The following is a 22,901-nucleotide window of genomic DNA, read 5'->3' on the forward strand; positions in this document are numbered from 1 at the left end:
GGCGGCTAGCGCTCCGTACCGGGTTCGTGCTGGGCGGCCTCGACGGTGTGGTGGAGGTCGGCGGTGGCCTCCAGGGTGGCGCCGGTGGTCAGGGCCAGGCAGGCGGCCAGCGCCAGTGCGACGGCCCGCAGCCGGGTGGCCGGGGCGGTGGAGGGGCGGGGCTGGAGGAGGGCCGCGACCCGTCGCGGGACCGGGCCGGAGTGGGCGGCGGCGACCAGCCGGGGCCGGGCCGGCCAGGGCGAGCGGCTCGCGGCGAGGGCGGCCCGGCCGACCGCGCGGGCGGTCACGGCACGGTCGCCGATCCGGGCGGCGGCCACCTCGTCGGCCCAGCGCTCCAGGTGGTACCCGAGGGGCGCGCGCAGTGGGCGGAGCGCCGGGTGGACGTCGGCGGCGTGCTCGGCGAGGGCGAGGAAGACGTGGTGCCGGCCGGTCAGGTGGGCGCGCTCGTGGGCGAGCAGGGCGGAGCGCTCGGGCCCGCTGAGGGCGCGCAGCATCCCGGAGGTGACCACGATCCGGCCGGGCTCGCCGGTCCGGCCGGGGCGGCGCAGGCGGCCGGGGAGGGCGAAGGCGTCGGCGCGCTCGTCGTCCAGCACGGTGAGCGGGTGGTCGGCGGGGTGCCGGAGCCGGGCCAGGGCCTGCCGCCAGGCCGCCAGGGCGGGGCGTCCGGCGGGGCGGCGTGCGAGGCGGCGTGCGAGGCGCGGGGAGGGGAGTCCGGCGGGGTGCAGGGCGGGGTCCTGGGGCCCGCGCTGGGCGCGCGCCCAGCGCATCGGGGCTTGCCGGGGGCGCGTGTCCGGATGCTGGTCGGCGTCCGTCTCAGCGTGCGTCGCGGTGTGCGATGCGGCGTCTGCCTCGTCGCCCGGCCCGGGGGCGCAGGCGGCGCCCGGGGCGGGCAGTGCGGCCCGGGCGGTGCGCAGTTCCAGGCACCGGCGGCGGGTCGTCCGTACGGCGAGGGCGCCGAGCGCGGCCAGGGCGAGGCCGGCCACCGCTGCGGCGAGCGGGGCGCTGGGCGCGGCGGCGGTGAGCCAGGGCAGCGAGAGGTGGCCGAGGGCGGCGACCGGGGGCAGCTGGAGCAGTCCGGCGGTGGCGAGCAGTCCGAGTGAGCAGAGGGTGCCGCCGGCCAGGACGGTGGCGGTGCCGGCCAGCAGCCAGGCGGCGGCCCGGGGCGGCAGCGACTCGGCGAGCCGGCGGGCCAGCGGGACGGTCAGGAAGGGCAGCAGCAGCGGCGCCCAGACGGCGATCATCACGGGGCGCCCGCCGATCCGGGGCCGCCCGTCGGTCGGGGGCCGCTCACCGGTCCGGGTCTGCCGGCGGCGCCGGCGGTGCCGTCGACGTCGACCTCGGCCTCGACCCCGACGTCGCTGCCGTCGGTGCTGTCGCTGCCGTCGCCGAGCAGGGCGCGCAGCAGCTGCTCGTCCTCGGCGGAGAGGTCGGAGACGAAGCGGGCGAGCACGGTGGAGCGGTCGGCCTCGCGGCCGAGCTCGGTGTGCATCCGGCGGGCGGCGAGGCCCGCCGTGTCCTGGACGGTCGGGGTGTAGGCGTAGGCGCGGCCGGCCCGGGTGCGTTCGACCGTCCCCTTGTCGTGCAGCCGGGCCAGGATCGTCGCGATGGTGGTGCGGGCGAGGTCCCCGCCGAGCGCCGTCTGGACGTCCTGCGGGGTCATCGGCTGCCGGGCCGACCACAGGGCGGCCAGCACCTCGGACTCCAGCTCCCCGGCGGGCCGGCGGGCGGACGGTACGTCGGACATGGCGGCGCTTCCTCCAGCTTTCGTCTACAGTCATGTAGACCGTCTACGTCACTGTAGACGGTCCCGGGCGGGTCCGCCGCGCGTCGCGGCGACCGCCCCCCAACGTACGGGAGGTCCGCCAGCCTTGCTCCAGTTCCCCGCCGATCCGGCCGTTCACCTCGCGATGGGCACCCACCTCGCCGTGAACCCGCTGGACGCCTCCTCGCTGCTCGCCGCCTTCGGGGCGTTCGGCATCGCCGTGGTGCTGTTCGCCGAGACCGGCCTGCTGGTGGGCTTCTTCCTGCCCGGCGACTCGCTGCTGTTCACCGCGGGCCTGCTCTGCGTGCCCGGCGCCACCAAGGGCCCGCAGCTGCACCTGTGGCAGGTGCTCCCCGCCGCCCTGATCGGGGCGCTGGCCGGGGCCCAGGTCGGCTACCTGATCGGCCGGCGCGGCGGCCGGGCACTGCTGAGCCGCACCAAGCGCAAGAGCCTGCTGGAGGGCGCGGCGCGGGCCGAGGAACTGCTGGCCAAGTACGGCCACGGCAAGGCGATCGTGCTGGCCCGGTTCATCCCGGTGGTCCGTACGGTGCTGAATCCGCTCTGCGGCGTACTCGAAGTGCCGGTCCGCTCGTTCACCTTCTGGCAGGTCGCGGGCGGTGCGGTCTGGACCGTCGGCGTGGTGCTGGCCGGGTACGGGCTCGGGTCCTCGATTCCCGGGATCGACCAGTATCTGCTGCCGATCATCGGTCTGGTAGTAGTTGTCTCCGTGCTCCCCATTGTTCTCGAACTGTTCCGCGCCCGTAAGGCGCGCCGTCACGGAGGTGACGTGTGATGTCCTCTCGGGCTCTCGCCGTGTACGACGGCAGTGGCATCGACGGCGGCCTCTACACCCAGGTGAACAAGTGGGCGCAGTCCGCCCCGACCTGGCTGGACGACGTGATCAAGGTCTGGTCCGCGATCGGCCTCGGCCTGTTCGCCCTGTTCATGCTGTACGCCTGGTGGCGTGCGCGCGGCGCCGACTCCGCGGTGATGGCCAAGGTGCTCGCCTCCCCGGTGATCGTGGTCGTCGCGTACGGCCTCAACTCCGTGCTCAAGGGCATGGTCGAGGAACTCCGGCCGTGCGCGCAGATCAAGGGCAGCGTCTCGCTGGAGACCTGCCCCGCCGCCGGGGACTGGTCCTTCCCCAGCAACCACTCGGTGATCGCCTTCGCCGCCGCGATCTCGCTCTGGTTCGTCAGCCGCCGGCTCGGCGTCGTCGCCACCGTCTTCGCGGCCCTGATGGCCGCCTCCCGGGTCTGGGTCGGCGTGCACTACCCCCACGACGTGGCGGTCGGCGCCCTCGTCGGTACCCTGGTCGCGCTGGTGCTGGCCCCGCTGGCCGGACGCTGCGGACCGCTCGTCGACAGGATGCGGTCGGGCGCGCTGCGCCCCCTGCTCGGCCCCGGCACGGTGCCGGTGGTGACCCGCGGGTACGCCTCGCACCGCGCGCAGTAGAACCCGTAGAACCCGTAGTACCCATTTCGTGAGCGGCCCGCCCCTTGTCCGGTTTCGGACGGCGGGTGGAGCATGTGAGCCGGGCGTGCGGCCCCTGACGGGGGCGCCCGCCCGGCTCAGTCGTGCTCGGGGCGCGAAGGCACCGGGCGCCAGCGGAGGGAGTGCCGAATGCCGTACCGACTCGACGTCACGCAGGGGGACTGGCCGGGCGACCTGCTGCACAAGGGCGTCGAAGGACTGCTCGCCGAGGCCATGGTGCTCACCCTCGCCACCGCCGGCCACGAGCACGGACCGCACGCCAACCTCGCCTTCTTCGCCTACGACGAGGACCTCGTCCTCTACTTCGTCAGCGAGCGCTCCACCCGGCACAGCCACCACCTCGCCGAGGAGGCCCGGGCCGCCGCCACCGTCTTCCTGCCGCCGCCCGCCTTCGGCGAGCAACTGCGCGGACTCCAGCTGACCGGCAGCGCGGGCGAGGCCTGGGGGCACCAGGCGGAAGCCGCCCTGGCGGCCTACCAGGGGCGGTACCCGGCCTTCGCCCAGGACGAGGAGGTCCGGCGGCAGTACCTCACCGGGGGCGGCGCGGCGGCGCTGTACCGGTTCCAGGTCGAGGACCTCACGGCGGTCGACGAGCCCAACTTCGGACGGCGCAACTACCTGCGGGCCCGGGTGGTGCGGGAGTAGCTCACCGCCCGTCCCGCGGGCTGCCGCCGATGACGAGGCCGCGCCGGTACGGCACCCGGCGCGGGCGGCCGTTGCGGACCACCGACACCCCGAGACCGGCTGTGCCCGCCAGCAGGACGGCGTTGAGGCCGAGGGCGACGGCCCCGTCCCTGAGGAAGTCGACGTTCTCCGGGAGGCGTGCCTCCGCGACACCCCTGGGGTCGTAGCGGACGGTGAGCCGGTCGCCGACCGCGTGCGAGTGCAGGCCCGCGGACACCATGCCGTTCGGGATCGGTACGCCGTTCTCGTCGGCGACCTCGTACGACGAGCTCGGCTGCTTGCCCTGCGGGCGGTCGTGCACCGCCGTGACACGGGCGGTGGCGGTCACCCCGGACGTGCTCAGGATCACCGAATCCCGGGCCGACGCCACCGACCCCAGCGCGAGGAGCCACAGGACCGCGCCGAACGCCGCCATCCAGCAGCCCAACGCCGCCCCGAGCAGCCGGACCACGCCCACGACCCAGGCCACCCCGACCACCAACCCGAGCAGCGACGCCGTACCGAAACCGATGTACGTACTCACCGCCACCAGCCCGAACGTCCCGACCGGCACCGCCGCCACCAGCGCACCCGCCAGCGCGACCGTCCCGCGCCTGGTTCCCGTCCCCGCCACTGCTACCCCCGCTCCTCGATGCGCCGGGGTGGAACGCTACGCCCGGCCCCTGCCGCCCCTCGGGCGGGGGCTCAGGCTCGTCGATGACGCCGTCGCGTGCTCCCGATGGGAGTAGAAAGTCGGCCGGTCCGACTTCCCGGTCATCATCGTCGGCACCGACAGGCGGCCGCGGAGGACGCCCCGGTAAGAGCGGGTGGCCAAGTCGCCCTTCACCTCGATGACTTCGGCCAGGACGAGGGGCGCCCCCGGCGTGGCGATCTACAACTCGGCGGCCGTCATGGTGACGGTCTCGCCGACGGCGGGTACCCACAAGTGCCGCACCTGCCACGATCGGTCGATCGGCATGCTCAAGCAGCAGCAGCGAGCAGGGTGGGGCCTGTGTGGAGGCGCAGCGGCTGACCTCGGGGATCGTGATCCGCGACTCGAAGGACAAGAGCGGCCCGAACCTCCAGTTCACCCTCAAGGCCTGGTAGGGCCTCGTCGCGGGCATCAGGGCCGGCGAACTCGGCTGGTTCGGAGCGCGGGCGGCTCCGGCGGGGCCGGAGCCGCCCGCAACGACGAAACCTCAATCGGGTGGGATCGGGGCTTCCTCGGTGTCGAGGAAGAGGTAGGCGTGGACCTTCGTCAGGTAGTCGTACATCTCCTCCTCGGTCTCGAACTCGACCCAGGTGAGTTCGCAGTACTCACCCCGGGTGAGATCCCGCTCGGCGAAGAGTTGAGTGAACCACTTCTGGAGTTCTTCACCCCATATGGGGTTCGACATGCTGATGGTTCTCTTCAGGCGATCCATGTAGGAGAAGGCCATCTCGACATTGAGGTAATGCCGCATGAATCCGGCGAGTTCAGGTTCCATGACGTCCTATGGATACTTTCCCGCTGCCTGGTTGGCGTAGGAGGTGACCAGATGCCACTTTCCATGTGTATCGGGTTCGTAGAAGGTAGCGATTTCCCCGCCTTCGAAGTCCACTGGCAGGTAGCGGCTCGGATCCTGCGGATCCTTGTAGAAACCGGTGAAGCGTTTGTGGCCGTCGGGTCCGAGGATATCTTCGATCGGGACCGGACTGTTGAGTGGGCGTCCGTTCTCCCTGATGTACTTCCGCATGTACTTGTCGACCGCGACCAGATCCGCGGGATCGTCGTACCGGGTGGCGTAAGGCTCGCACTTGTGAGCCCTTGCCCTTGCCGCCGTAGTACCGGCCCCAGAACGTGCCGAAGGCGTCGATGGCGGGGCCGTGGTTGTTGGCGACGATGGCGGCGGCGTAGTAGACCTCGGTGGTGCCGGTCGGGGGGCGCCGAGGGTGTCCCAGGGTTGGGCGAGGGTGGGTTGGAGGCTCTTGCCGCTGGGTGAGAGGCTGGTGGCCTGGGGGTCGAACTCCGGGAGCTGGCGGGAGAGTTCGCGGTGGACGAAGCGGCAGTGTTGGGGCCTTGGGGGCGGTCATGGGAACGCGGTAGCGAACGGGCCGGGTCGGGGCGCCGGTGTTCCGGTGCTCCGACCCGGCCCGGGGGCAGGCGAATTGACGGTTAATCAGTGGCCGCCCTTGAGGTTGAGGACGACGACTCCGACGATGATCAGGGCGATGCCGAGGATCTGCACCTTGCCCAGTGATTCGCCGAAGGCGACCACGCCGATGCCGGCGACCGCGGCCGTTCCGGCGCCCGACCAGACGGCGTAGGCGACCGAGACCGGGATGTGCTTGAGGGCGCGGCCGAGGAGGTAGAAGGACAGCGCGTAGCCGACCCCGACGCCGAGGCTGGGCCAGAGGCGGGTGAAGCCCTCGGTGAGTTTGAGGCAGCTGGTGGCGCAGACCTCGCTCAGGATGGCGAGGGCGAGCAGGACGTAGGGCATGTCGCTGTCAAACGGCCGGGGCGGTGGAGAGCTTCCCCAGCAGGGCCAGGTCGGCGCGCTCCAGGCTGTCCAGCAGGGTGATCCGCCGGCCGTCGGGCATCGGGACGGCGGTGGAGGGTACGGCGAGCACCGCGCAGCCGGCCGCGGCGGCGGAGGTGACCCCGGTGGGGGTGTCCTCGACGGCGACGCAGGTGGCCGGGTCGAGGCCGAGCCGCTCGGCGGCGGCCAGGTACGGGTCCGGCGCGGGCTTGGTGCGGGGGGTGTCCTCGGCGGCCATGGTGACGGCGAACCAGTCGCGGCCGATGGAGGACAGGACGAGGTCCACCACCAGGCGCGGGGAGGCGGAGACCAGCGCGGTGGGCACCTGTGCGTCGCGCAGGGCGGCCAGCAGGGCGAGCGCGCCGGGGCGGGGCACCGTCTCGGCGGCGACCTTGGCGGCGAAGGACTCGCCGAGTACCGTGGCGAGCTCGGCCTCGGGGCGGCTGGTGCCGCTGACCCTGTGCAGGTGGGCGGCGGTGTGCTCGACGGCCTGGCCGAGCACCTCGGGGGCGTCCTGGTCGGTGAGCGGGTGGTCCAGCTCCTCGGCGAGTTCGGCGGCGGCCTTCCACCACAGCTGCTCGGTGTCGACCAGGGTGCCGTCCATGTCGAAGAGGACGGCGGCGGGGAGGGGGACGGGGGCGGAGGGAGTGGGAACGGACGGGACGGTTTCAGGCATGGCGGTACCTTCGGTGGTTCTTCTGAGGGTGCAGAGGCGGTAACGAGGATCCCAGACGGGCCGCTCAGGCGGTGCGGCGGTCCACCAGTACCGGGCGCTCCGGCAGGGTGAGCTCGGCGCGCGCGCCGGCCGGGAGGGCGGCGGCGGCCTCGGTGGGCAGGTCGGCCTTGACCTCGGTGCCGTCGTCGAGGCGGACGGTGAGCCGGGTGACGGCGCCCAGGAAGGACGCGGTGACCACCTGGGCCGGGCCGGTCGCGGACGGGGTGAGGACGACGTTCTCCGGGCGGACCAGCACCTGGAGTTCGCCGTCGGCGGGCGCCGTGCCGTCGACCGCGTGCCGGCGGCCGAGCACCTCGACGCCGTCCGGGGTGCGGGTGCACGGGATGCGGCTCATGGTGCCGACGAACTCGGCGACGAAGGGGGTGGCCGGCCGGCCGTACAGCTCGGACGGGGTGGCGCACTGCTCCAGCTTCCCGGCCCGCAGTACGGCGACCCGGTCGGCCATGGACAGCGCCTCCTCCTGGTCGTGGGTGACGAACAGGGTGGTGATGCCCAGCTCCTGCTGGAGGCGGCGGATCTCCTCGCGCAGCTGGAGGCGGACCTTGGCGTCCAGCGCGGACAGCGGCTCGTCCAGCAGCAGCACGCGCGGCTGGAGGGCGAGGGCGCGGGCGAGCGCGATGCGCTGCTGCTGGCCGCCGGACATCTGGTGCGGGTAGTGCTCGGCGCGGTGCGGCAGGCCGACCAGTTCCAGCAGCTCCTGGGCGCGCTTGCGGCGCTCGGCCTTGCCGGTGCCGCGCATCCGCAGCCCGAAGGCGACGTTGTCCAGCGCGGTCAGGTGCGGGAAGAGGCTGTACGACTGGAACACCATGCCCGCGTCGCGCTTGTGGGCGGGGATCGAGGTGATGTCCTGTCCGTCGACCAGCACCTCGCCGGAGTCGTGCTGCTCGAAGCCGGCCAGGATGCGCAGCGCGGTGGTCTTGCCGCAGCCGGACGGGCCGAGCAGGGCGAGCAGTTCACCGGGCCGGACGGTCAGGTCCAGACCGTCGAGGGCGGTGGTGGCGCCGAACGCGCGGCGCAGCGAGCGGAACTCGACGGTGGCGCCGCCGGCGGCGGTCGCGGCCCGGGAGGCGGTGGCGGTGGCCGTGGTCATGGCTGGTAACTCCTGGAGAACGGGGGGTGGTTCAGGACCGGGCGGCCTTGCGGCCGCGGCCGACGGCGGACATCAGCAGCAGGACGAGCCAGACGATCAGCAGGCTGAGCATCGACACCGCGACGGACATCTGGCCGTCGCTCTTGCCGTTGGAGTTGATCCACACCGAGAAGGGGCCGAAGCCGAGGATGGAGGCGGTGGTGAACTCGCCGAGCACCAGGGCGACGGTGAGCACGGCGCCGTTCAGCAGCGCGCTGCGCAGGTTCGGCAGGACGACGGTGAACACCGCGCGCAGCCAGCCGGCGCCGCAGTTGCGGGCGGCCTCGACCAGGGTGACCACGTCCACGCCGCGCAGTCCGGCGTCGATGGCCCGGTAGGCGAACGGCAGGGCCATCAGCACGTAGGCGATGACCAGGACGATCGGGAAGTCCGGGTTCTGGATGGCCACCATGGTCTGGAAGAACGGGGTGTCCTGGAGGTAGTCCGGGCCCCAGCGCAGCACGCCGATGATGCCGGTGGTGAGGGCCACCACCGGGACGACCAGCGGCATCGAGCACATGACCTCGATGACCGGGCGCAGCTTCGGCGCGCCGAGCCGGGCGGCGAGCACCGCGGGGACGAGCAGGAGCAGCAGCACCGCCACGGTGACGACGGCCAGTTCGAGGCTGAGCACCAGGCTGTCGGTGAAGCCGGGGGCGTTCAGCAGCTCGGTGTAGGCGCGGAAGGTGGTGCCGTTCTTGTGGTCGTCGACGCTGAAGACCACCGACGAGACCAGCGGCACCGCGAAGTAGATCCCGCAGAGCAGCAGGACCAGGCCGCGGCCGAAACGGATGCGATTGATCAGGCGAGCCACTTGGCACTCCGGCGCTGAAGGGGCAGGTACACGGCCATCACCAGGCAGGCGACCACGATCATGTCGAGGCCGAGGGCGAGGGCGAGGTTGCCCTGGCCGACCAGGACGTTGCCGGACAGCGCGTCGCCGATCTGCATCGAGATCAGCGGCACCGAACTGCCCACCATGGCCTCGGCGGTGGCGTACGCGGCGAAGGAGGCGCCGAACAGCAGCACGAAGCCGCCGAGCAGCGAGGGCAGCAGGACGGGCAGCGCCACGTGCCGCCAGTACTGCACGCCGGTGGCGCCGTTGTTGTACGCGGCCTCGCGCCACTGGACCTTGAGGCCCTCCAGGGCCGGGGTGATGGTGATGACCATCAGCGGCACCAGGAAGTACAGGTAGACCACGGACAGGCCGGAGAAGGTGTAGAGGTTCCAGCCGTGCGCGGTCAGGCCGAGCTTCTTGGTGACCTCGCCGGAGTTGCCGAGGGTGGCGACGAACATGAAGGCCAGCGGGACGCCGCCGAAGTTGGCGAGCACGCCGGAGGCGGACATCACGGCCTCGCGGAAGGCGCGGAACCGGGAGGTCGCCACGGCCTGGGCCAGCGGCAGGCCGACCACGGTGGCGATCAGCGCGGTCAGCAGGGAGAGCTTCACGCTGCCCCACAGGGCCGTCCAGTAGGCGCCCTGGAGCGAGCCGGTGAGGTTGTCGAGGGTGAAGGCGCCGCCGCCGTCGGGGGCGTCCGAGGAGGTGGTGAAGGCGCCGATGACGATCGCGACGGCGGGCAGGCCGAAGCCGATCGCGAAGAAGAGGATCAGGGGGAGGGCGGCGAGCCAGGCGCGGCTGCCGCGGGCCCGGCGCGCGGCCGGGCGGGGGGCCTCGGTGTGCACCGTGGTGGCGGTGACCGGGGCCGGGGCGGGGGAGACGGGGCCGGGGGCGCCCCCGCCGCTCTGGGCGGCGGAGGCGCTGGCCGGCACCGGGGTGGGAGCCGTAGTCATCAGTCAGATCAGCCCGAGATCGCCTTGGCCCAGTTCTCCGTCACGACCTTCTTGGCCGCGGTGGTCTGGTCGTCGGTCGGGAAGGTGGTGAAGGGCTTCTCGATGGCCGGGAGCTTGGCGGCGGCGGCCGCGTCCAGGGTGCCCGCGGCCTTCATGGCGTCGAACAGGGCCGGGGTGGCGTAGCCGCCCAGGTAGCCGTTCTGGCCCTCCGCGCTGTAGAGGTACTCCTCCCACAGGCGGGCGGCGGCCGGGTGCGGCGCGTCCTTGTTGATGGCCTGGTTGTAGAAGCCGGCGTAGATGCCGTCGGACGGGATGCTGACCTGCCAGTCGATGCCCTTGTCCTTGAACTTGTCGGTGTAGCCGGCGTTCAGGTAGGACCAGTCGACGCTGATCGGGGTCTCGCCCTTCTCGATGGTCGCCGGGGTGACCTCGACCGGGTTGAAGTTCCCGGCCTGCTTGAGCTTGCCGAAGAAGTCGATGCCGGGCTGGATGTTGTCCAGCGAACCGCCGTTGGCCAGGGCGGCGGCCATGACGGCGCTGTACGCGGCGTTCGCCTTGGTCGGGTTGCCGTTGAGCGCGACCATGCCCTTGTACTCGGGCTTGAGCAGGTCGGCGAAGGTCTTCGGGCAGGCCGACACCTTCTTGGCGTCGCAGGCGATCGAGACGTAGCCGCCGTAGTCGTTGTAGCTCAGACCGTTGGCGTCCTTCATGGAGGCCGGGATCTTGTCGAAGTCGGCGACCTTGTAGGGGGCGAACAGGCCCTGCTTGCCGCCGGAGGTGGCGAACGCGGCGCCCAGGTCGACCACGTCGGGGGCGCGGTCCTGGCCCTTGCGGGACGTGATCGCGTTGATCTCGTCCTGGCTGGAGCCGTCCGGGTTCTCGTCCTCGATGTCGATGCCGTACTTCGCCTTGAAGCCGTCCATCAGCTTGCCGTAGTTCGCCCAGTCGCGCGGCAGCGTGATGACGTGCAGCTTGCCTTCCTTCTTGGCGGCGGCGACCAGGGCGTCCATGCCGCCGAAGTCGGCGGCCGAGGTGGCGGTCTTGGCGCTCTTGCCGCCCGCGGCGTCGCTGCCGGACTTCGCGGTGGAGGAGCCGGCGGAACCGCAGGCGGTGAGGGACAGCGCGGCGGCGGTCAGGACGGCCGCGAAGGCGGCGGAGCGGGCACGGTGCACGGACACGGGTCAGTCTCCTGATCGGGTGTACTGCGAAGGGGGTGCTGCACGGGAGTGGTGTCCGATCTGATCGGGGGATCGATCGTGCGAGTGGCCGGGGCGCGGATCCGTCGGTGGCCCGTCGGGAGATCCGTCGGGGTTCCTTGCCGCGTTCGTCCGGTATCCGTTCGGAACCGTCCGAGTTGACTAGCCAACTTCGCTGACGGAGGTAAGTAACCCGAAGTTCGGTGACGGGAAGGTGAACGGACGGCCCAGAACCGGGGTCGGCTGCGGGAACGGTGGAATCCGGCCATCGGTGCGTGATCCGTTCGGTGCGATGCTCGAACGGCGCAGCGGGATAAGGTCGGGCTGTCCGTGCCGGTACGGCTGCGCTGGACACCGCCCCTGGAGGGTCAATTGAGTGACGTGGCAGTAGAGCCCGGGCGCCCAGTCGAGCGCACGGCCGGAGCCCTGTACCGCAAGGTGGCCGCCGATCTGCGCGAGGCCATCACCACCGGCGCGTACGGCGAGGCCGGCCGGCTGCCCGCCGAGGGCGCGCTGGCCGAGCAGTACGGGGTCTCCCGCGGCACCGTCCGCCAGGCGCTCGCCGTGCTGCGCTCCGACGGGCTGGTCACCTCCCGCCGCGGCACCCGACGGGTGGTGCTCGGCGGCGCCCGGGTGCAGAGCTTCTCGGAACTGCTCAGCTTCACGCACTGGGCGTACTCGATGGGCGAGGAGCCCGGCGGCATCCTGGACTCCCTGGTGCGCCGACCGGCCGACGCGGCCGAGCGCGAGCAACTGCGGCTGGAGCCCGGCGCCGAGGTGTACGTCACGGTCCGGCTGCGGACGCTGTCCGGCACCCCGGTGATGGTCGAGCGGACGATCTACCCGCCGCGGGTCGGCGAGATCGTCGCCGAGCTGCCGCCGGACGTCGTCTCGCACACCGAGGTGCTGCGCGAGCACGGCATCCTGTTCACCGACGCCGACCACACCATCGACATCGTCGCGGCCAACGCCGAGGACGCCCGACTGCTCGGCTGCCGCCGGGGCGGCCCGCTGCTGCGCGAGCGGCGGCGCACCACCGACCCGACCGGCACGCCGGTGGAGTGGTCCCAGGACCGCTACCTGCCCGGCACGGTGGCGTTCAGCGTGCACAACTCGCTGGCCACGTCGGCGCTTTCGCGGCACGCCCGGGAGCTGGACTGAGCTCCCGGGCGTCGTTCGGGGTTCCTGCGCGTCCTGCGCGTCCTGCGCGTCCTACCGCATGAGCGAGGCGAGCAGCGGGCGGTAGTGCTCGAAGTCCGGCGTCCGCAGGCCCGGCTCCTTCGCCTGCTCGTCCCACCGGCGCACGGCCACCGCGTCGACGGCGCCAGGGAGTTCGGCGAAGGCGGCGGCCTCGTCGGCGTCCATCGGGCCGCCCTGGACGGTGAGGGTGTACTCGGAGGCCTCGGAGAGCCGGGCGCGGTAGCCGGGCTCGACCGCGCACAGGTAGCGCTTGGCGGCCACGTGCAGCCGGACCGGCTCGGTGACCTCCGGGCCGAACCAGGCGGCCAGCCGGTCGGCGCCGGTGTGGCTGTGCCGGTTGTCCTGGCCCTCCATCAGATCCCTTCCGTGCAGCGTGCCGTGGCCGTGCTCATCAAAGAAGTGCCCGACGTCGTGCAGCAGGGCCGCGGCGACCAGGTGGCCGGGGGCCCCGGCGGCCTCGGCGGCGGCCGCGGCCTGGAGCATGTGCTCGGCCATGGTGACGGCCTCGCCCAGGTACTCCCCGGCGCCCTCGCGCGCGAACAGCCCGGCCAGTTCGTCCAGGGCGGCGGTGCGGCGGTGCAGCACGGCGAGGGTGCTGTGCAGGGAGTCCAGGTCCGCGTAGCAGCCCTGGAGGTGCCGGTGGCCGTCCTGCTGGAAGGCCGTACGGGCGTGCAGCAGGCGGGTGTTGTCGAAGACCAGGCAGTCGCCCGGGCCGAGCCGGAAGGTCAGCTGGAGCTCGGGGCGCAGGGTGATCGCGGCGAACCGGCGGTAGGCGGCGTAGAAGGATTCCCGGTCGTCGCCGCGGAGGGTGCCGATCGAGCGGTTGTTGAACCGGACCTCGCGGATCCGGCCCAGCGGGTCCACGTCGATCAGCGGGCGGTCGGCGCGCAGTTCGGTGCGGCGGTCGCGGAAGACGAAGGGGACGGGGGTGCGGGTGAGCGTCGCGAAGTCCTCGGGGGCCTCGTCCCGGAGGATCGCGGCTGCCTGGAAGCCGTCCACCAGGCCGGAGTCGCCGCCGGTCGCCGAGTTCTCCAGGCAGTGCAGCAGCTGGAGGGTCGGCACCGGGTCGCGGTACGGGTTGTCGGTGTGCGGGGCGATCGTCCTGTTCGTGAACGCGAGGTTGTTGGGGTCCGGCTCGACCCGGACGTCGAACAGCTCGCCGTAGTTGGTGACCCGCACGTAGCCGAAGCTCTCGGCCACCCGCAGCACCTGCCGCTCCACGGTGGGCACCCCGCGCAGCACCGCGAAGCCGCTGTGCCGGACGGCGGCGAGGACGGCGGCCTGCTCGGCGGGGTCGGTGAGGTAGGCCCCCCAGTCGGCCTCGGGGATGCCGCGGGCGAAGTCGGCGGCCGTCCAGAGCCGCTTGTCCTGCTCGGTGCGGCCGTCGCCGCCCGCCGGCTCGGCCAGCCAGGCGAGCGGGTAGCGGGAGCGGTGGCCGTCGGACCAGAGCACCTCCAGGTGGCCGTCGGTCTCCGTGCTCGCGGCGATCGCGAGGTCCGGCGGGAGGTCGTCGATCTGGAACAGCTTCTGGCCGTTGCGCGGGTCCCGGCAGTCGGCACAGGGGCAGTTGTCGCGCAGCCAGTACGGCGGCAGCTCGGTCACGGTCTCCTCCTCGGCGGTAAGTTGTCTAGCCAACTTCGGCTCTGGGCGGAGCCTGCCGGTCCCCGGTGAGTTCCGCGTGCCGGTCGGATGAACGCCCGGGGAACTGTGTCGGGGGGAGTGACCGAAAACCGTCGGGGCGGGGCTGGGCCGGGCGGATGGTGCCGCGCCGACCGGCGGCAGGGTGCCGTCCGCTCCGGCCGTTCGGGTGAGGGGGCGTGGGGCGCGGCGCGTTTCTCGGTGGGTGCGGATGCCGCTGCGGCACTGTCGGGGGGATTCCCCGAGGTGAGAGGCGTGGCGCCATGGCCCATTCCAATACGACGGCATCGCCCCCCACGGGGCACGGCGGGCTGAAGCGCGAGGTCGGCGTCGCCGGGCTGCTCTTCGCCTCGGTCGGTGCGATCATCGGCTCCGGCTGGCTGTTCGGGGCGCAGAAGGCGGCGGTGGCGGCCGGGCCCGCCGCGCTGCTGTCCTGGGGCATCGGCGCGGTGGCGATCGTCCTGCTGGCGCTGATCCATGCCGAGCTGGGCGGACTGTTCCCGGTCGCCGGCGGCACGGCCCGCTACCCCCACTACGCCTTCGGCGGCTTCGCCGGGATGTCCTTCGGCTGGTTCACCTGGCTCCAGGCCGCGACCATCGCGCCGATCGAGGTCCAGGCGATGATCAACTACGCCCGGCACTGGACCTGGGCGGACGGCTTCCTCAACAAGGACCTGACGCTGACCGGGACGGGCTTCCTGGTCGCGGCCGTGCTGATGGGCGTGTTCGTCGCGATCAACTTCCTCGGCGTCCGGCTCCTCGCCCACACCAACAGCGTGGCCACCGTGTGGAAGGTCGCGATCCCGATCCTGGCGATCTTCGCGCTCGGCATCCAGGACTTCCACGGCTCCAACTTCACCGTGCACGGCTTCGCCCCGGACGGCGCCAAGGGCGTGCTCGCCGCGATCAGCACCAGCGGCGTGATCTTCGCGCTGCTCGGCTTCGAGCAGGCCATCCAGTGGGCGGGGGAGAGCCGCAACCCCCGCCGGGACATCCCCCGGGCCGTCCTCGGGTCGGTGGTGATCGGCACGATCATCTACGTGCTGCTCCAGGTGGTGTTCATCGGCGCCCTGCCGCCGGAGACCTTCGCCGGGGGCTGGGCCAAGCTCGACTACCCGGGGATCAGCGGCCCGTTCGCGGGCCTCGCCACGCTGATCGGCCTCGGCTGGCTGGCGACGATCCTGTTCATCGACGCGGTGATCTCGCCCGCGGGCACCGGACTGGTCTACATCACCTCCAGCTCCCGGGTCACCTACGGCCTCAGCCGCAACGGCTACGCGCCGCAGGCCCTGCAGTACACCGACCGCAACTCGGTGCCCTGGCTCGGGCTGCTGATCGCCTGGGTCGCCGGGGTGGTCTGCTTCCTGCCGTTCCCGAGCTGGCAGAAGCTGGTCGGCTTCATCACCTCGGCGGTGGTGCTGATGTACGCGGGCGCGCCGCTGGCCTTCGGGGTGCTGCGCAAGCGGCTGCCCGGGATGGAGCGCTCGTACCACCTGCCGGCCGGCACGGTCATCTCGCCGATCGCCTTCGCGGTGGCGAGCCTGGTCATCTACTGGTCCGGCTGGGACACCCTGTGGCGCCTCGGGCTGGCGATCCTGATCGGGTACGCGCTGCTCGGCGGGTACTCGGCGTACGCCGCCTCGAAGGGGGTGCCGAACGCGCCGCGGATGGACTTCAAGGCCGGGCAGTGGCTGCCGGTCTACCTGGTCGGGATGGGGATCGTCTCCTGGCAGGGCACCTTCGGCGTGGGCGCCCAGGGGAACCTGCCGCTGTGGTGGGACATCGGGGTCGTGGTGGTGTTCTCGCTGCTCATCTACTACTGGGCGCTGTCCGTCGCGCTGCCGGCGGAGGAGATCGAGCGGAACATCCGGGGCGTCGAGGTGGTGGACGCGGGCGGGCACTGAGCGCAGCCGGGAGAACGGCCCCCGAAGCGATCCGGGGGCCGTTCGGCGTTTCCTAGGCGGCGGCCTCCCACGCCGCCCCGGCCGCCTCCAGCGCCGCGTCGGCGTCGCCCCCGGTGGCCGTGGCGAGGGCGGTCAGGCAGGCCCGGACGGTGTCCAGCGAGGCCGCCGTGCCGTAGTGGTTGACGCGGAGCATGGAGGCCGCCAGCGCCCCGCCGCCGGGCTGGACGGGCAGCGCCGGGTCGAGGGCGGCGGCGAGCTCGGCGGCGTGCACCCCGGCCGGGGTGCGCAGGGTGGTGGCGACCGGAGCCGCGGCGGCGTCCTGGTGGACGTACGGGCTGAGCGTGCCGAGGGCGCGGGCGCCGGCCCGGGTGGCGGCCGAGGCGGCGCGGTGCCGGGCGATCACGGTGGGCAGGCCGTCGGCGGCGATCCGGTCCAGGCAGGCGCCGAGCGCGAGCATCTCCAACTGGGCCGGGGCGTGCGGCAGTACGGTGCGGCCGGCGTCCGTCCAGCGCTCCTTCCAGTCCAGCAGGGACAGGTAGGAGCGGCGCGGGGCGGCCGGGTTGGCGGCGATCCGCTCCCAGGCGCGCTCGGAGACGGAGACGGCGGAGACCCCGGCCGGGCCGCCCATCGCCTTCTGGCCGCCGATCACGCACAGGTCGATGCCCCACTCGTCGGTGAGCAGCGGCTCCGCGGCGACCGAGGCGACCGCGTCGAGCATCAGCAGGGCGCCGTGCGCACGGACCACGGAGGCGATCCCGGCGACCGGGTTGGTGTTGCCGGTGGCGGCCTCGGCGTGCACCAGGGAGACGAAGTCGATCTCCGGGTGGCTCTCCAGCGCCTCGCCGACCTGCTCGGGGCTCACCGCGCTGTCGAAGGGCACCGCGAGGTCGACCACCGTCGTCCCGCAGGAGCGCAGCCAGTTGCCGAAGGTCTGGCCGTACGGGCCGGTGACGATGTTGAGCGCGGTGGAGCCGGGGTGCGCGGCGCCGCGGATCGCGGCCTCCAGCGGCAGCAGGGCCTCGCCCTGGGTGACGATGACGTCGGCCCCGGTGTGCAGCAGCGCGGCGACCTGGTCCTCGATCGCCGCGAACCCGGCGGCGCTGAGCGGGGGGAGGTCGAGCAAGGAACTCACGGCGTCACGGCCTTTCACGGGGCGGGTGGTGGGTGCGGCAACGAGTCTGCCGCATGCGTGCCGGTGGCAGGGAACGCGCCCGTCGGTAGAGTGCGGCCATGACTGAAGGTGCGGTGCTGCACGTCCGGGGCCGGGTGCTGGTCGGTCCGGAGGAGGTCCGGGACGAACTCTGGGTGGTGGACGGGCGGGTGAGCTTCACCCGACCGCCGACCGCCGGGGACGTCCGGACGGTGACGGGCTGGGTGCTGCCCGGCCTGGTGGACGCGCACTGCCACGTCGGCCTGGACGCGCACGGCGCCGTGGACGCCGAGACCAGCGAGAAGCAGGCGCTCACCGATCGTGACGCGGGCACCCTGCTGATCCGCGACGCCGGCTCGGCCGCCGACACCCGCTGGATCGACGAGCGCGAGGACCTGCCCCGGATCATCCGGGCCGGCCGGCACATCGCCCGCACCCGCCGCTACATCCGCAACTACGCCCACGAGATCGAGCCCGGGGACCTCGCTGCCTACGTGCGGGCCGAGGCCCGGCGGGGCGACGGCTGGGTGAAGCTGGTCGGCGACTGGATCGACCGCGAGCGCGGCGACCTCGCCGCCTGCTGGCCGGGCGACGCGCTGGCCGAGGCGATCGCGGCGGCGCACGAGGAGGGCGCGCGGGTCACCGCGCACTGCTTCGCGGCGGAGTCGCTGCCGGACCTGCTGGCGGCCGGGATCGACTGCGTCGAGCACGCCACCGGGCTGACCGAGGAGCTGATCCCGGCCTTCGCCGAGCGCGGGGTGGCCATCGTGCCGACCCTGGTCAACATCGCCACCTTCCCGCAGCTGGCGGCGGGCGGCGAGGCCAAGTTCCCGGCCTGGTCGGCGCACATGCGGCGGCTGCACGAGCGCCGCTACGACACCGTGGGCGCCGCGCACGACGCGGGCATCCCGGTGTTCGTCGGCACCGACGCGGGCGGTTCGCTCGCCCACGGGCTGGTCGCGGACGAGGTGGCGGAGCTGGTGAAGGCGGGGCTGAGCCCGGCCGAGGCGCTGTCGGCGGCGAGCTGGGGCGCACGGGAGTGGCTCGGGCGGCCGGGGCTGGAGGAGGGCGCTCCGGCGGACTTCGTGGTGTACGAGGAGGACCCGCGGGCGGACGTCCGGGTGCTCGCGGACCCGCGCACGGTGGTGCTGCGGGGGCGGCCGGTGGGGTGACCGGGCGCGGCGGTCGGCGAGGCGGTGGGCAGCCCGTCGACCGTCCGCAGTGATCGTTCGCGGTGACCCTCCGTCGTGACGCCCTGTCGGTATCGGCCGATAGGGTGACGACCATGGCACCGCGTCCACTGAATGAGATCGTCGAGCCCGGCTGGGCCACCGCACTTGAACCCGTCGCCGGGCAGATCGCCGCGATGGGCGACTTCCTCCGCGCCGAGATCGCGGCGGGCCGCACCTACCTGCCGTCCGGGCCGAACGTGCTGCGGGCGTTCCAGCAGCCGATCGCCGACGTCCGGGTACTGATCGTCGGGCAGGACCCGTACCCGACGCCCGGCCACGCCGTCGGCCTGAGCTTCTCGGTGGCACCGGAGGTCCGGCCGATCCCGCCGAGCCTGATCAACATCTTCCGGGAGTACGGCACCGACCTCGGCCTGCCGCAGCCGTCCAACGGCGACCTCACGCCCTGGACGCAGCAGGGCGTCCTGCTGCTGAACCGGGCGCTGACCACCCAGCCGCGCAACCCCCGGGCCCACAAGGGCAAGGGCTGGGAGGCGGTCACCGAGCAGGCGATCCGGGCGCTGGTGGCGCGCGGCGGTCCGATGGTGGCGATCCTGTGGGGCAGCGACGCCCGCAACCTGCGGCCGCTGCTGGGCACCATCCCGACGGTGGAGTCGGTGCACCCGAGCCCGATGTCGGCCGACCGCGGCTTCTTCGGCTCGCGGCCGTTCAGCCGGGCCAACGAGCTGCTGGTGCGGCAGGGGGCGCAGCCGGTGGACTGGCGGCTGCCGTAAGGGAGTTGCCCCCGTAGCAGATCCCGGTCAGTGTCGGACGTCAATCTCACCCCAACGAGTGAAATGACGTTCCGTGAGGCTCATGTGACGGATCGTTTGAGAAGACTGGCGGCTCATCGTTTCACCTGTGTGGGGGTCTCGCCATGTCTTCCCGGTCCTTCCGGTCTTCCCAGCTGTCCCGGCCGTCTCGCCGAATCGTTTCCGCATCCGCCGCCGTGGCGGTGAGCACGCTGCTCACCGCCGGGCCCGTCCAGGCCGCGCCGGCCACGACCGGGTCGACCGCCTCCGCGCCGGCCACGACCGCGCCCTCGTCGGGCAAGGCCCGAGCCGTCACCGCCGAGGTCGCCCTGGACGTCAGCTTCCTGAACAAGGCGGTCGACGTCCCGGTGGACATCGCGCTCAACAAGGTGGAGACGCCTGAGCAGAGGGACGGCTCGGTGCTGACCGCCAAGGTCGCGGGCGTCGACCAGAACGGCCCGGTCGAGCTGGTCAAGGCGGACATCGGCACGTCCGTCACCCGGGTCGACGCCAAGGGCGCCACCGCCTCCGTCAAGCTGGTCAACGCCGACGTGCACGCCCCCGGCCTGCCCGCCACCGCGCTGCTCGGCCTGGAGGCGATGAGCGCCGAGGCCACCTGCCCGGTCGACGGGCAGCCGACCGCGAACGTCGTCGCCCCCGCCAAGCTGACCGTGCTGGGCAAGCCCGTCACCGTCGGGCTGTACGGCCCGACCAAGGTGGACGTGCCGCTGGTCGGCAGCGTGTCGGTGGAGTTCTCCAAGAAGAGCACCACCACGACCACCGCCGCCGCCTCGGCCCTGGAGGTGCAGGTGGAGGTGAACCCGCTCAACCTGAACGTCGCCAAGGTCACCGGGAAGATCACCGTCGCCTCGGTGAGCTGCGAGAAGCCGTCCGGCCCCGCCGCCACCGGCACTCCGAGCACGCCGGGCACCCCGAGCGCCGTGCCGACGTCCGCGCCCGCCGCCCAGCCGGTCGCGGACGCCGGCACCTCGCGCGCCGCCGTGCCGCAGGCGGCGGTGGAGAAGCCCGAGCGGCTCGCCACCACCGGCGGCAGCAGCGCCACCGGCCCGCTGGCCGCCGGGGCCGCCGCCCTGGTCGCGGGCGGTGCGGCCGCGCTGTGGGCCACCCGGCGCCGCCGGGCCGCGCACGCCCGTCGCGGCTGAGCACCCGCAGCGGTGCGGGGTGCCACGCCCGGCACTCCCGCACCGTGACCGTGCCGATGCGGACGGTTGGTTCACATGCGCGTTACACGAGAGGAACAACCGGGAAACGGCGGCTTGCGACGCTACGCGGGCATCCACCACCCAGCAATCGAGGGACACGCCGTGGCAATCAAGGCCGAGTACATCTGGATCGACGGCACCAAGCCGACCGCGAAGCTCCGTTCCAAGACTCGCGTCCTGCCCAACGCCGACAAGATCCCGACCTGGGGCTTCGACGGTTCCTCGACCAACCAGGCCGAGGGCCACGCCTCGGACCGCGTGCTGGACCCGGTGAAGGTCACCAAGGACCCGATCCGCGGTGGCGACAACATCCTCGTCCTGTGCGAGGTCCTGGAGACGGACGGCACCCCGCACGAGTCCAACACCCGCGCCCTGCTGCGCGAGGTCGAGGAGAAGTACACCGTGCAGGAGTCGATCTTCGGCATCGAGCAGGAGTACACCTTCTTCAAGGGCTCCCGCCCGCTGGGCTTCCCGGAGGGCGGCTTCCCGGCCCCGCAGGGCGGCTACTACTGCGGCGTCGGCGCCGAGGAGGTCTTCGGCCGCGAGATCGTCGAGCTGCACCTGGACCGCTGCATGGACGCCGGCCTGGCGATCTGCGGCATCAACGCCGAGGTCATGCCCGGCCAGTGGGAGTTCCAGATCGGCCCGGTCGACGCCCTGACCGTCTCGGACGACCTGTGGATCGCCCGCTACCTGCTCTACCGCACCGCCGAGGAGTTCGGCATCGACGCCACCCTGGACGCCAAGCCGGCCCGGGGCGACTGGAACGGCGCGGGCGCCCACACCAACTTCTCCACCAAGGCGATGCGCGAGGGCTACGACGCCATCATCACCGCCTGCGAGTCGCTCGGCGCCTCCCAGGAGATCGTGATGGACCACGTCACCCAGTACGGCGCCGACATCGAGTCCCGCCTGACCGGCAAGCACGAGACCGCCCCGTGGAACGTCTACAGCTACGGCGTCTCCAACCGCGGCGCGTCCGTCCGCATCCCGTGGCAGGTCGAGGTGGAGCAGAAGGGCTACATCGAGGACCGTCGCCCGAACGCCAACGTCGACCCGTACGTCGTCACCCGCCTGCTGATCAACACCTGCTGCGCGGCCCTGGAGAAGGCCGGCCAGGTCTGATCCCCGCCCCTGGCGTGCACCGTCCGTAGGCCCTTCCCCGCCCGGGGGAGGGCCTACGGGCTCTGCCCTGCCCGGTGTTCGCCGGGTCGGGCATAATCGAGCGCATGACCGCTCCCCGCCCCCGCCTCCTCGTGCGCCGACTGCACGTGGACCTGGCGCGGGTGTGGGCGGCCGGCTGTCGTCGTTGTCGGTGAGTTCTCAGCAGCAGGACCGAAGCAGGACCGACCGACCCCAGACCGCACCGGCCGCAGGAGTGTGTCCGTTCCATGGCTCTCACCTTCCACTGGTTCCTCCCCACCAACGGCGACAGCCGGCAGATCGTCGGCGGCGGGCACGGCTCGACGCCCGGGACGGCCGGCTCCGACCGGCCGCCGAGCATCGGCTACCTGGGCCAGATCGCCCGCAGTGCCGAGCAGTTGGGCTTCGAGGGGGCGCTCACGCCGACCGGTGCCTGGTGCGAGGACGCCTGGCTGACCACCGCGATGCTGACCCAGGTGACCGAGCGGTTGAAGTACCTGGTGGCGTTCCGGCCCGGGCAGCTCAGCCCCACGCTGGCGGCGCAGATGGCCGCGACCTACCAGCGGCAGTCCGGCGGGCGGCTGCTGCTCAACGTGGTGACCGGCGGCGAGTCCGCCGAACAGCGGGCCTACGGGGACTTCCTGGACAAGGACGCCCGCTACGCCCGCACCGGGGAGTTCCTGGACATCACCCGGCGGCTCTGGGCGGGGGAGACCGTCGACCACGACGGCCCCCACCTGCGGGTCGAGCGGGCGCGCCTGACCCGGCTGCCCGACCCGGTGCCGCCGGTGTACTTCGGCGGCTCCTCCCCGGCGGCCGGCGAGGTCGCGGCCCGCTCCGCCGACGTCTACCTGACCTGGGGCGAACCGCCCGCCCAGGTCCGGGAGAAGATCGGGTGGATCCGTGAGCTGGCCGCCGCCCGGGGCAGGACGGTGCGGTTCGGGATCCGCCTGCACGTGATCACCCGGGACAGCTCCGCGCAGGCCTGGGCGGAGACCGAACGGCTGCTCGCCGGCATGGACCCGGGGCGGGTCCGGGAGACCCAACGGGCCCTCGCCGAGAGCGAGTCGGAGGGGCAGCGGCGGATGCTCGCGCTGCACGGCGGCTCGGCGCAGCGGCTGGAGGTGCACCCGGGGCTGTGGGCCGGCATCGGGCTGCTCCGCGGCGGGGCGGGCACCGCGCTGGTGGGCAGCCACCGGGAGGTCGCCGACCTGATCACCGAGTACCACGAGCTGGGGATCGACGAGTTCGTGCTGTCGGGCATGCCGCACCTGGAGGAGGCCTACTGGTTCGGCGAGGGGGTCCTGCCGCTGCTGGCCGCCCGCGGCCTGTGGCGCCGACCGCAGGCGGGGTAAACCACTGGTCAATCCCG

The 22,901-nt window shown here is 72.9% G+C and carries 23 protein-coding genes and 1 pseudogene; 11 read left to right on the plus strand and 13 right to left on the minus strand.

Annotated elements, in window-relative coordinates:
- Positions 1 to 5 precede the first annotated feature (5 nt).
- Together ACFC1T_RS32185 and ACFC1T_RS32190 are read right to left on the minus strand one after the other, a co-directional pair.
- The gene (locus ACFC1T_RS32185) at positions 6 to 1,241 is read right to left on the minus strand and encodes a M48 family metalloprotease (RefSeq protein WP_375894495.1); all 1,236 of its coding nucleotides are present in this window, start codon (positions 1,239 to 1,241) and stop codon (positions 6 to 8) included.
- 137 nt (positions 1,242 to 1,378) lie between these two features.
- Positions 1,379 to 1,744, minus strand: a pseudogene (locus ACFC1T_RS32190) (BlaI/MecI/CopY family transcriptional regulator); the annotation flags it as partial.
- Between the two features lie 163 nt (positions 1,745 to 1,907).
- Between ACFC1T_RS32190 and ACFC1T_RS32195 the strand changes: the two are divergent.
- The 3 genes from ACFC1T_RS32195 to ACFC1T_RS32205 all read left to right on the plus strand — a co-directional run bounded on the left by ACFC1T_RS32195 (position 1,908) and on the right by ACFC1T_RS32205 (position 3,901).
- A complete protein-coding gene (locus ACFC1T_RS32195; protein WP_375894613.1) occupies positions 1,908 to 2,555 on the plus strand; it encodes a DedA family protein in 648 nt (215 codons plus the stop codon).
- Complete coding sequence (locus ACFC1T_RS32200) at positions 2,555 to 3,217, plus strand: phosphatase PAP2 family protein (protein WP_375894497.1); 663 nt, start codon at positions 2,555 to 2,557, stop codon at positions 3,215 to 3,217. The genes ACFC1T_RS32195 and ACFC1T_RS32200 overlap by 1 nt, the downstream gene beginning before the upstream one ends.
- A 168-nt stretch (positions 3,218 to 3,385) precedes the next feature.
- The gene (locus ACFC1T_RS32205) at positions 3,386 to 3,901 is read left to right on the plus strand and encodes a pyridoxamine 5'-phosphate oxidase family protein (RefSeq protein WP_375894499.1); all 516 of its coding nucleotides are present in this window, start codon (positions 3,386 to 3,388) and stop codon (positions 3,899 to 3,901) included.
- A 1-nt stretch (position 3,902) separates the two neighbouring features.
- On the opposite strand, the gene ACFC1T_RS32210 is transcribed toward ACFC1T_RS32205, so the two are convergent.
- Positions 3,903 to 4,553, minus strand: coding sequence for a DUF3592 domain-containing protein (locus tag ACFC1T_RS32210; protein ID WP_375894501.1), 651 nt, complete (start codon positions 4,551 to 4,553; stop codon positions 3,903 to 3,905).
- A 329-nt stretch (positions 4,554 to 4,882) separates the two neighbouring features.
- On the opposite strand from ACFC1T_RS32210, the gene ACFC1T_RS32215 reads away from it, so the two are divergent.
- A complete protein-coding gene (locus ACFC1T_RS32215) occupies positions 4,883 to 5,026 on the plus strand; it encodes a DUF397 domain-containing protein (protein WP_375894615.1) in 144 nt (47 codons plus the stop codon).
- 92 nt (positions 5,027 to 5,118) lie between these two features.
- On the opposite strand, the gene ACFC1T_RS32220 is transcribed toward ACFC1T_RS32215, so the two are convergent.
- The 8 genes from ACFC1T_RS32220 to ACFC1T_RS32255 all read right to left on the minus strand — a co-directional run bounded on the left by ACFC1T_RS32220 (position 5,119) and on the right by ACFC1T_RS32255 (position 11,272).
- Positions 5,119 to 5,316 carry a hypothetical protein gene (locus ACFC1T_RS32220; protein ID WP_375894504.1) on the minus strand — a complete coding sequence of 66 codons (198 nt, stop codon included), beginning with the start codon at positions 5,314 to 5,316 and terminating at the stop codon, positions 5,119 to 5,121.
- A 96-nt stretch (positions 5,317 to 5,412) separates the two neighbouring features.
- Complete coding sequence (locus ACFC1T_RS32225) at positions 5,413 to 5,655, minus strand: hypothetical protein (RefSeq protein WP_375894506.1); 243 nt, start codon at positions 5,653 to 5,655, stop codon at positions 5,413 to 5,415.
- Positions 5,656 to 6,078: 423 nt separating this feature from the next.
- Positions 6,079 to 6,399 (minus strand): DMT family transporter, encoded by a 321-nt coding sequence (locus ACFC1T_RS32230; RefSeq protein WP_375894509.1) that lies wholly within the window; start codon positions 6,397 to 6,399, stop codon positions 6,079 to 6,081.
- 7 nt (positions 6,400 to 6,406) lie between these two features.
- On the minus strand, positions 6,407 to 7,114 hold the full coding sequence (locus ACFC1T_RS32235; RefSeq protein WP_375894512.1) for an HAD family hydrolase: 708 nt from the start codon (positions 7,112 to 7,114) through the stop codon (positions 6,407 to 6,409).
- A gap of 64 nt (positions 7,115 to 7,178) precedes the next feature.
- Complete coding sequence (locus ACFC1T_RS32240; protein WP_375894514.1) at positions 7,179 to 8,264, minus strand: ABC transporter ATP-binding protein; 1,086 nt, start codon at positions 8,262 to 8,264, stop codon at positions 7,179 to 7,181.
- A gap of 31 nt (positions 8,265 to 8,295) precedes the next feature.
- On the minus strand, positions 8,296 to 9,105 hold the full coding sequence (locus ACFC1T_RS32245) for an ABC transporter permease (RefSeq protein ID WP_375894617.1): 810 nt from the start codon (positions 9,103 to 9,105) through the stop codon (positions 8,296 to 8,298).
- Positions 9,105 to 10,094, minus strand: a complete 990-nt coding sequence (locus ACFC1T_RS32250; RefSeq protein ID WP_375894517.1) for an ABC transporter permease — start codon at positions 10,092 to 10,094, stop codon at positions 9,105 to 9,107. The genes ACFC1T_RS32245 and ACFC1T_RS32250 overlap by 1 nt, the downstream gene beginning before the upstream one ends.
- Before the next feature lie 8 nt (positions 10,095 to 10,102).
- Positions 10,103 to 11,272, minus strand: a complete 1,170-nt coding sequence (locus ACFC1T_RS32255) for an ABC transporter substrate-binding protein (RefSeq protein WP_375894520.1) — start codon at positions 11,270 to 11,272, stop codon at positions 10,103 to 10,105.
- Positions 11,273 to 11,671: 399 nt separating this feature from the next.
- On the opposite strand from ACFC1T_RS32255, the gene ACFC1T_RS32260 reads away from it, so the two are divergent.
- Positions 11,672 to 12,451, plus strand: coding sequence for a GntR family transcriptional regulator (locus tag ACFC1T_RS32260; protein ID WP_375894522.1), 780 nt, complete (start codon positions 11,672 to 11,674; stop codon positions 12,449 to 12,451).
- Positions 12,452 to 12,502: 51 nt separating this feature from the next.
- Here the strand turns inward: ACFC1T_RS32260 and ACFC1T_RS32265 are convergent, their stop codons facing one another.
- Positions 12,503 to 14,092: a TauD/TfdA family dioxygenase gene (locus ACFC1T_RS32265; RefSeq protein WP_375894525.1), complete on the minus strand. Its 1,590-nt coding sequence runs from the start codon at positions 14,090 to 14,092 to the stop codon at positions 12,503 to 12,505.
- A gap of 299 nt (positions 14,093 to 14,391) precedes the next feature.
- Here ACFC1T_RS32265 and ACFC1T_RS32270 point away from each other — a divergent pair, with 299 nt between their 5' ends.
- Complete coding sequence (locus ACFC1T_RS32270) at positions 14,392 to 16,032, plus strand: APC family permease (protein WP_375894528.1); 1,641 nt, start codon at positions 14,392 to 14,394, stop codon at positions 16,030 to 16,032.
- Between the two features lie 52 nt (positions 16,033 to 16,084).
- On the opposite strand, the gene ACFC1T_RS32275 is transcribed toward ACFC1T_RS32270, so the two are convergent.
- A complete protein-coding gene (locus ACFC1T_RS32275) occupies positions 16,085 to 17,164 on the minus strand; it encodes a pyridoxal-phosphate-dependent aminotransferase family protein (protein WP_375894530.1) in 1,080 nt (359 codons plus the stop codon).
- A gap of 98 nt (positions 17,165 to 17,262) precedes the next feature.
- On the opposite strand from ACFC1T_RS32275, the gene ACFC1T_RS32280 reads away from it, so the two are divergent.
- The 5 genes from ACFC1T_RS32280 (at position 17,263) to ACFC1T_RS32300 (ending at position 22,884) form a co-directional block, all read left to right on the plus strand.
- A complete protein-coding gene (locus ACFC1T_RS32280; protein WP_375894531.1) occupies positions 17,263 to 18,354 on the plus strand; it encodes an amidohydrolase family protein in 1,092 nt (363 codons plus the stop codon).
- Positions 18,355 to 18,467: 113 nt separating this feature from the next.
- A complete protein-coding gene (locus ACFC1T_RS32285) occupies positions 18,468 to 19,145 on the plus strand; it encodes a uracil-DNA glycosylase (RefSeq protein WP_375894534.1) in 678 nt (225 codons plus the stop codon).
- A gap of 215 nt (positions 19,146 to 19,360) precedes the next feature.
- Positions 19,361 to 20,326 (plus strand): SCO1860 family LAETG-anchored protein, encoded by a 966-nt coding sequence (locus ACFC1T_RS32290; RefSeq protein ID WP_375894537.1) that lies wholly within the window; start codon positions 19,361 to 19,363, stop codon positions 20,324 to 20,326.
- Between the two features lie 162 nt (positions 20,327 to 20,488).
- Positions 20,489 to 21,511 carry a glutamine synthetase GlnII gene (gene glnII / locus ACFC1T_RS32295; protein WP_375894540.1) on the plus strand — a complete coding sequence of 341 codons (1,023 nt, stop codon included), beginning with the start codon at positions 20,489 to 20,491 and terminating at the stop codon, positions 21,509 to 21,511.
- A 266-nt stretch (positions 21,512 to 21,777) separates the two neighbouring features.
- Complete coding sequence (locus ACFC1T_RS32300) at positions 21,778 to 22,884, plus strand: LLM class flavin-dependent oxidoreductase (RefSeq protein ID WP_375894543.1); 1,107 nt, start codon at positions 21,778 to 21,780, stop codon at positions 22,882 to 22,884.
- Positions 22,885 to 22,901: the final 17 nt, after the last annotated feature.

The sequence above is a fragment of the Kitasatospora sp. NPDC056076 genome, assembly GCF_042266305.1.
In the GTDB taxonomy this organism is placed as follows: domain Bacteria; phylum Actinomycetota; class Actinomycetes; order Streptomycetales; family Streptomycetaceae; genus Kitasatospora.

What these genes read in the sequence shown, in the direction of transcription:
- ACFC1T_RS32230 (WP_375894509.1), bottom strand. Translation starts at nt 6,399, where the DNA reads ATGCCCTACGTCCTGCTCGCCCTCGCCATCCTGAGCGAGGTCTGCGCC.
- ACFC1T_RS32280 (WP_375894531.1), top strand. Translation starts at nt 17,263, where the DNA reads ATGACTGAAGGTGCGGTGCTGCACGTCCGGGGCCGGGTGCTGGTCGGT.
- ACFC1T_RS32185 (WP_375894495.1), bottom strand. Translation starts at nt 1,241, where the DNA reads ATGATCGCCGTCTGGGCGCCGCTGCTGCTGCCCTTCCTGACCGTCCCG.
- ACFC1T_RS32225 (WP_375894506.1), bottom strand. Translation starts at nt 5,655, where the DNA reads ATGCGGAAGTACATCAGGGAGAACGGACGCCCACTCAACAGTCCGGTC.
- ACFC1T_RS32250 (WP_375894517.1), bottom strand. Translation starts at nt 10,094, where the DNA reads ATGACTACGGCTCCCACCCCGGTGCCGGCCAGCGCCTCCGCCGCCCAG.
- ACFC1T_RS32235 (WP_375894512.1), bottom strand. Translation starts at nt 7,114, where the DNA reads ATGCCTGAAACCGTCCCGTCCGTTCCCACTCCCTCCGCCCCCGTCCCC.
- ACFC1T_RS32270 (WP_375894528.1), top strand. Translation starts at nt 14,392, where the DNA reads ATGGCCCATTCCAATACGACGGCATCGCCCCCCACGGGGCACGGCGGG.
- ACFC1T_RS32300 (WP_375894543.1), top strand. Translation starts at nt 21,778, where the DNA reads ATGGCTCTCACCTTCCACTGGTTCCTCCCCACCAACGGCGACAGCCGG.
- ACFC1T_RS32195 (WP_375894613.1), top strand. Translation starts at nt 1,908, where the DNA reads ATGGGCACCCACCTCGCCGTGAACCCGCTGGACGCCTCCTCGCTGCTC.
- ACFC1T_RS32200 (WP_375894497.1), top strand. Translation starts at nt 2,555, where the DNA reads ATGTCCTCTCGGGCTCTCGCCGTGTACGACGGCAGTGGCATCGACGGC.
- ACFC1T_RS32220 (WP_375894504.1), bottom strand. Translation starts at nt 5,316, where the DNA reads ATGTCGAACCCCATATGGGGTGAAGAACTCCAGAAGTGGTTCACTCAA.
- ACFC1T_RS32240 (WP_375894514.1), bottom strand. Translation starts at nt 8,264, where the DNA reads ATGACCACGGCCACCGCCACCGCCTCCCGGGCCGCGACCGCCGCCGGC.
- ACFC1T_RS32285 (WP_375894534.1), top strand. Translation starts at nt 18,468, where the DNA reads ATGGCACCGCGTCCACTGAATGAGATCGTCGAGCCCGGCTGGGCCACC.
- ACFC1T_RS32205 (WP_375894499.1), top strand. Translation starts at nt 3,386, where the DNA reads ATGCCGTACCGACTCGACGTCACGCAGGGGGACTGGCCGGGCGACCTG.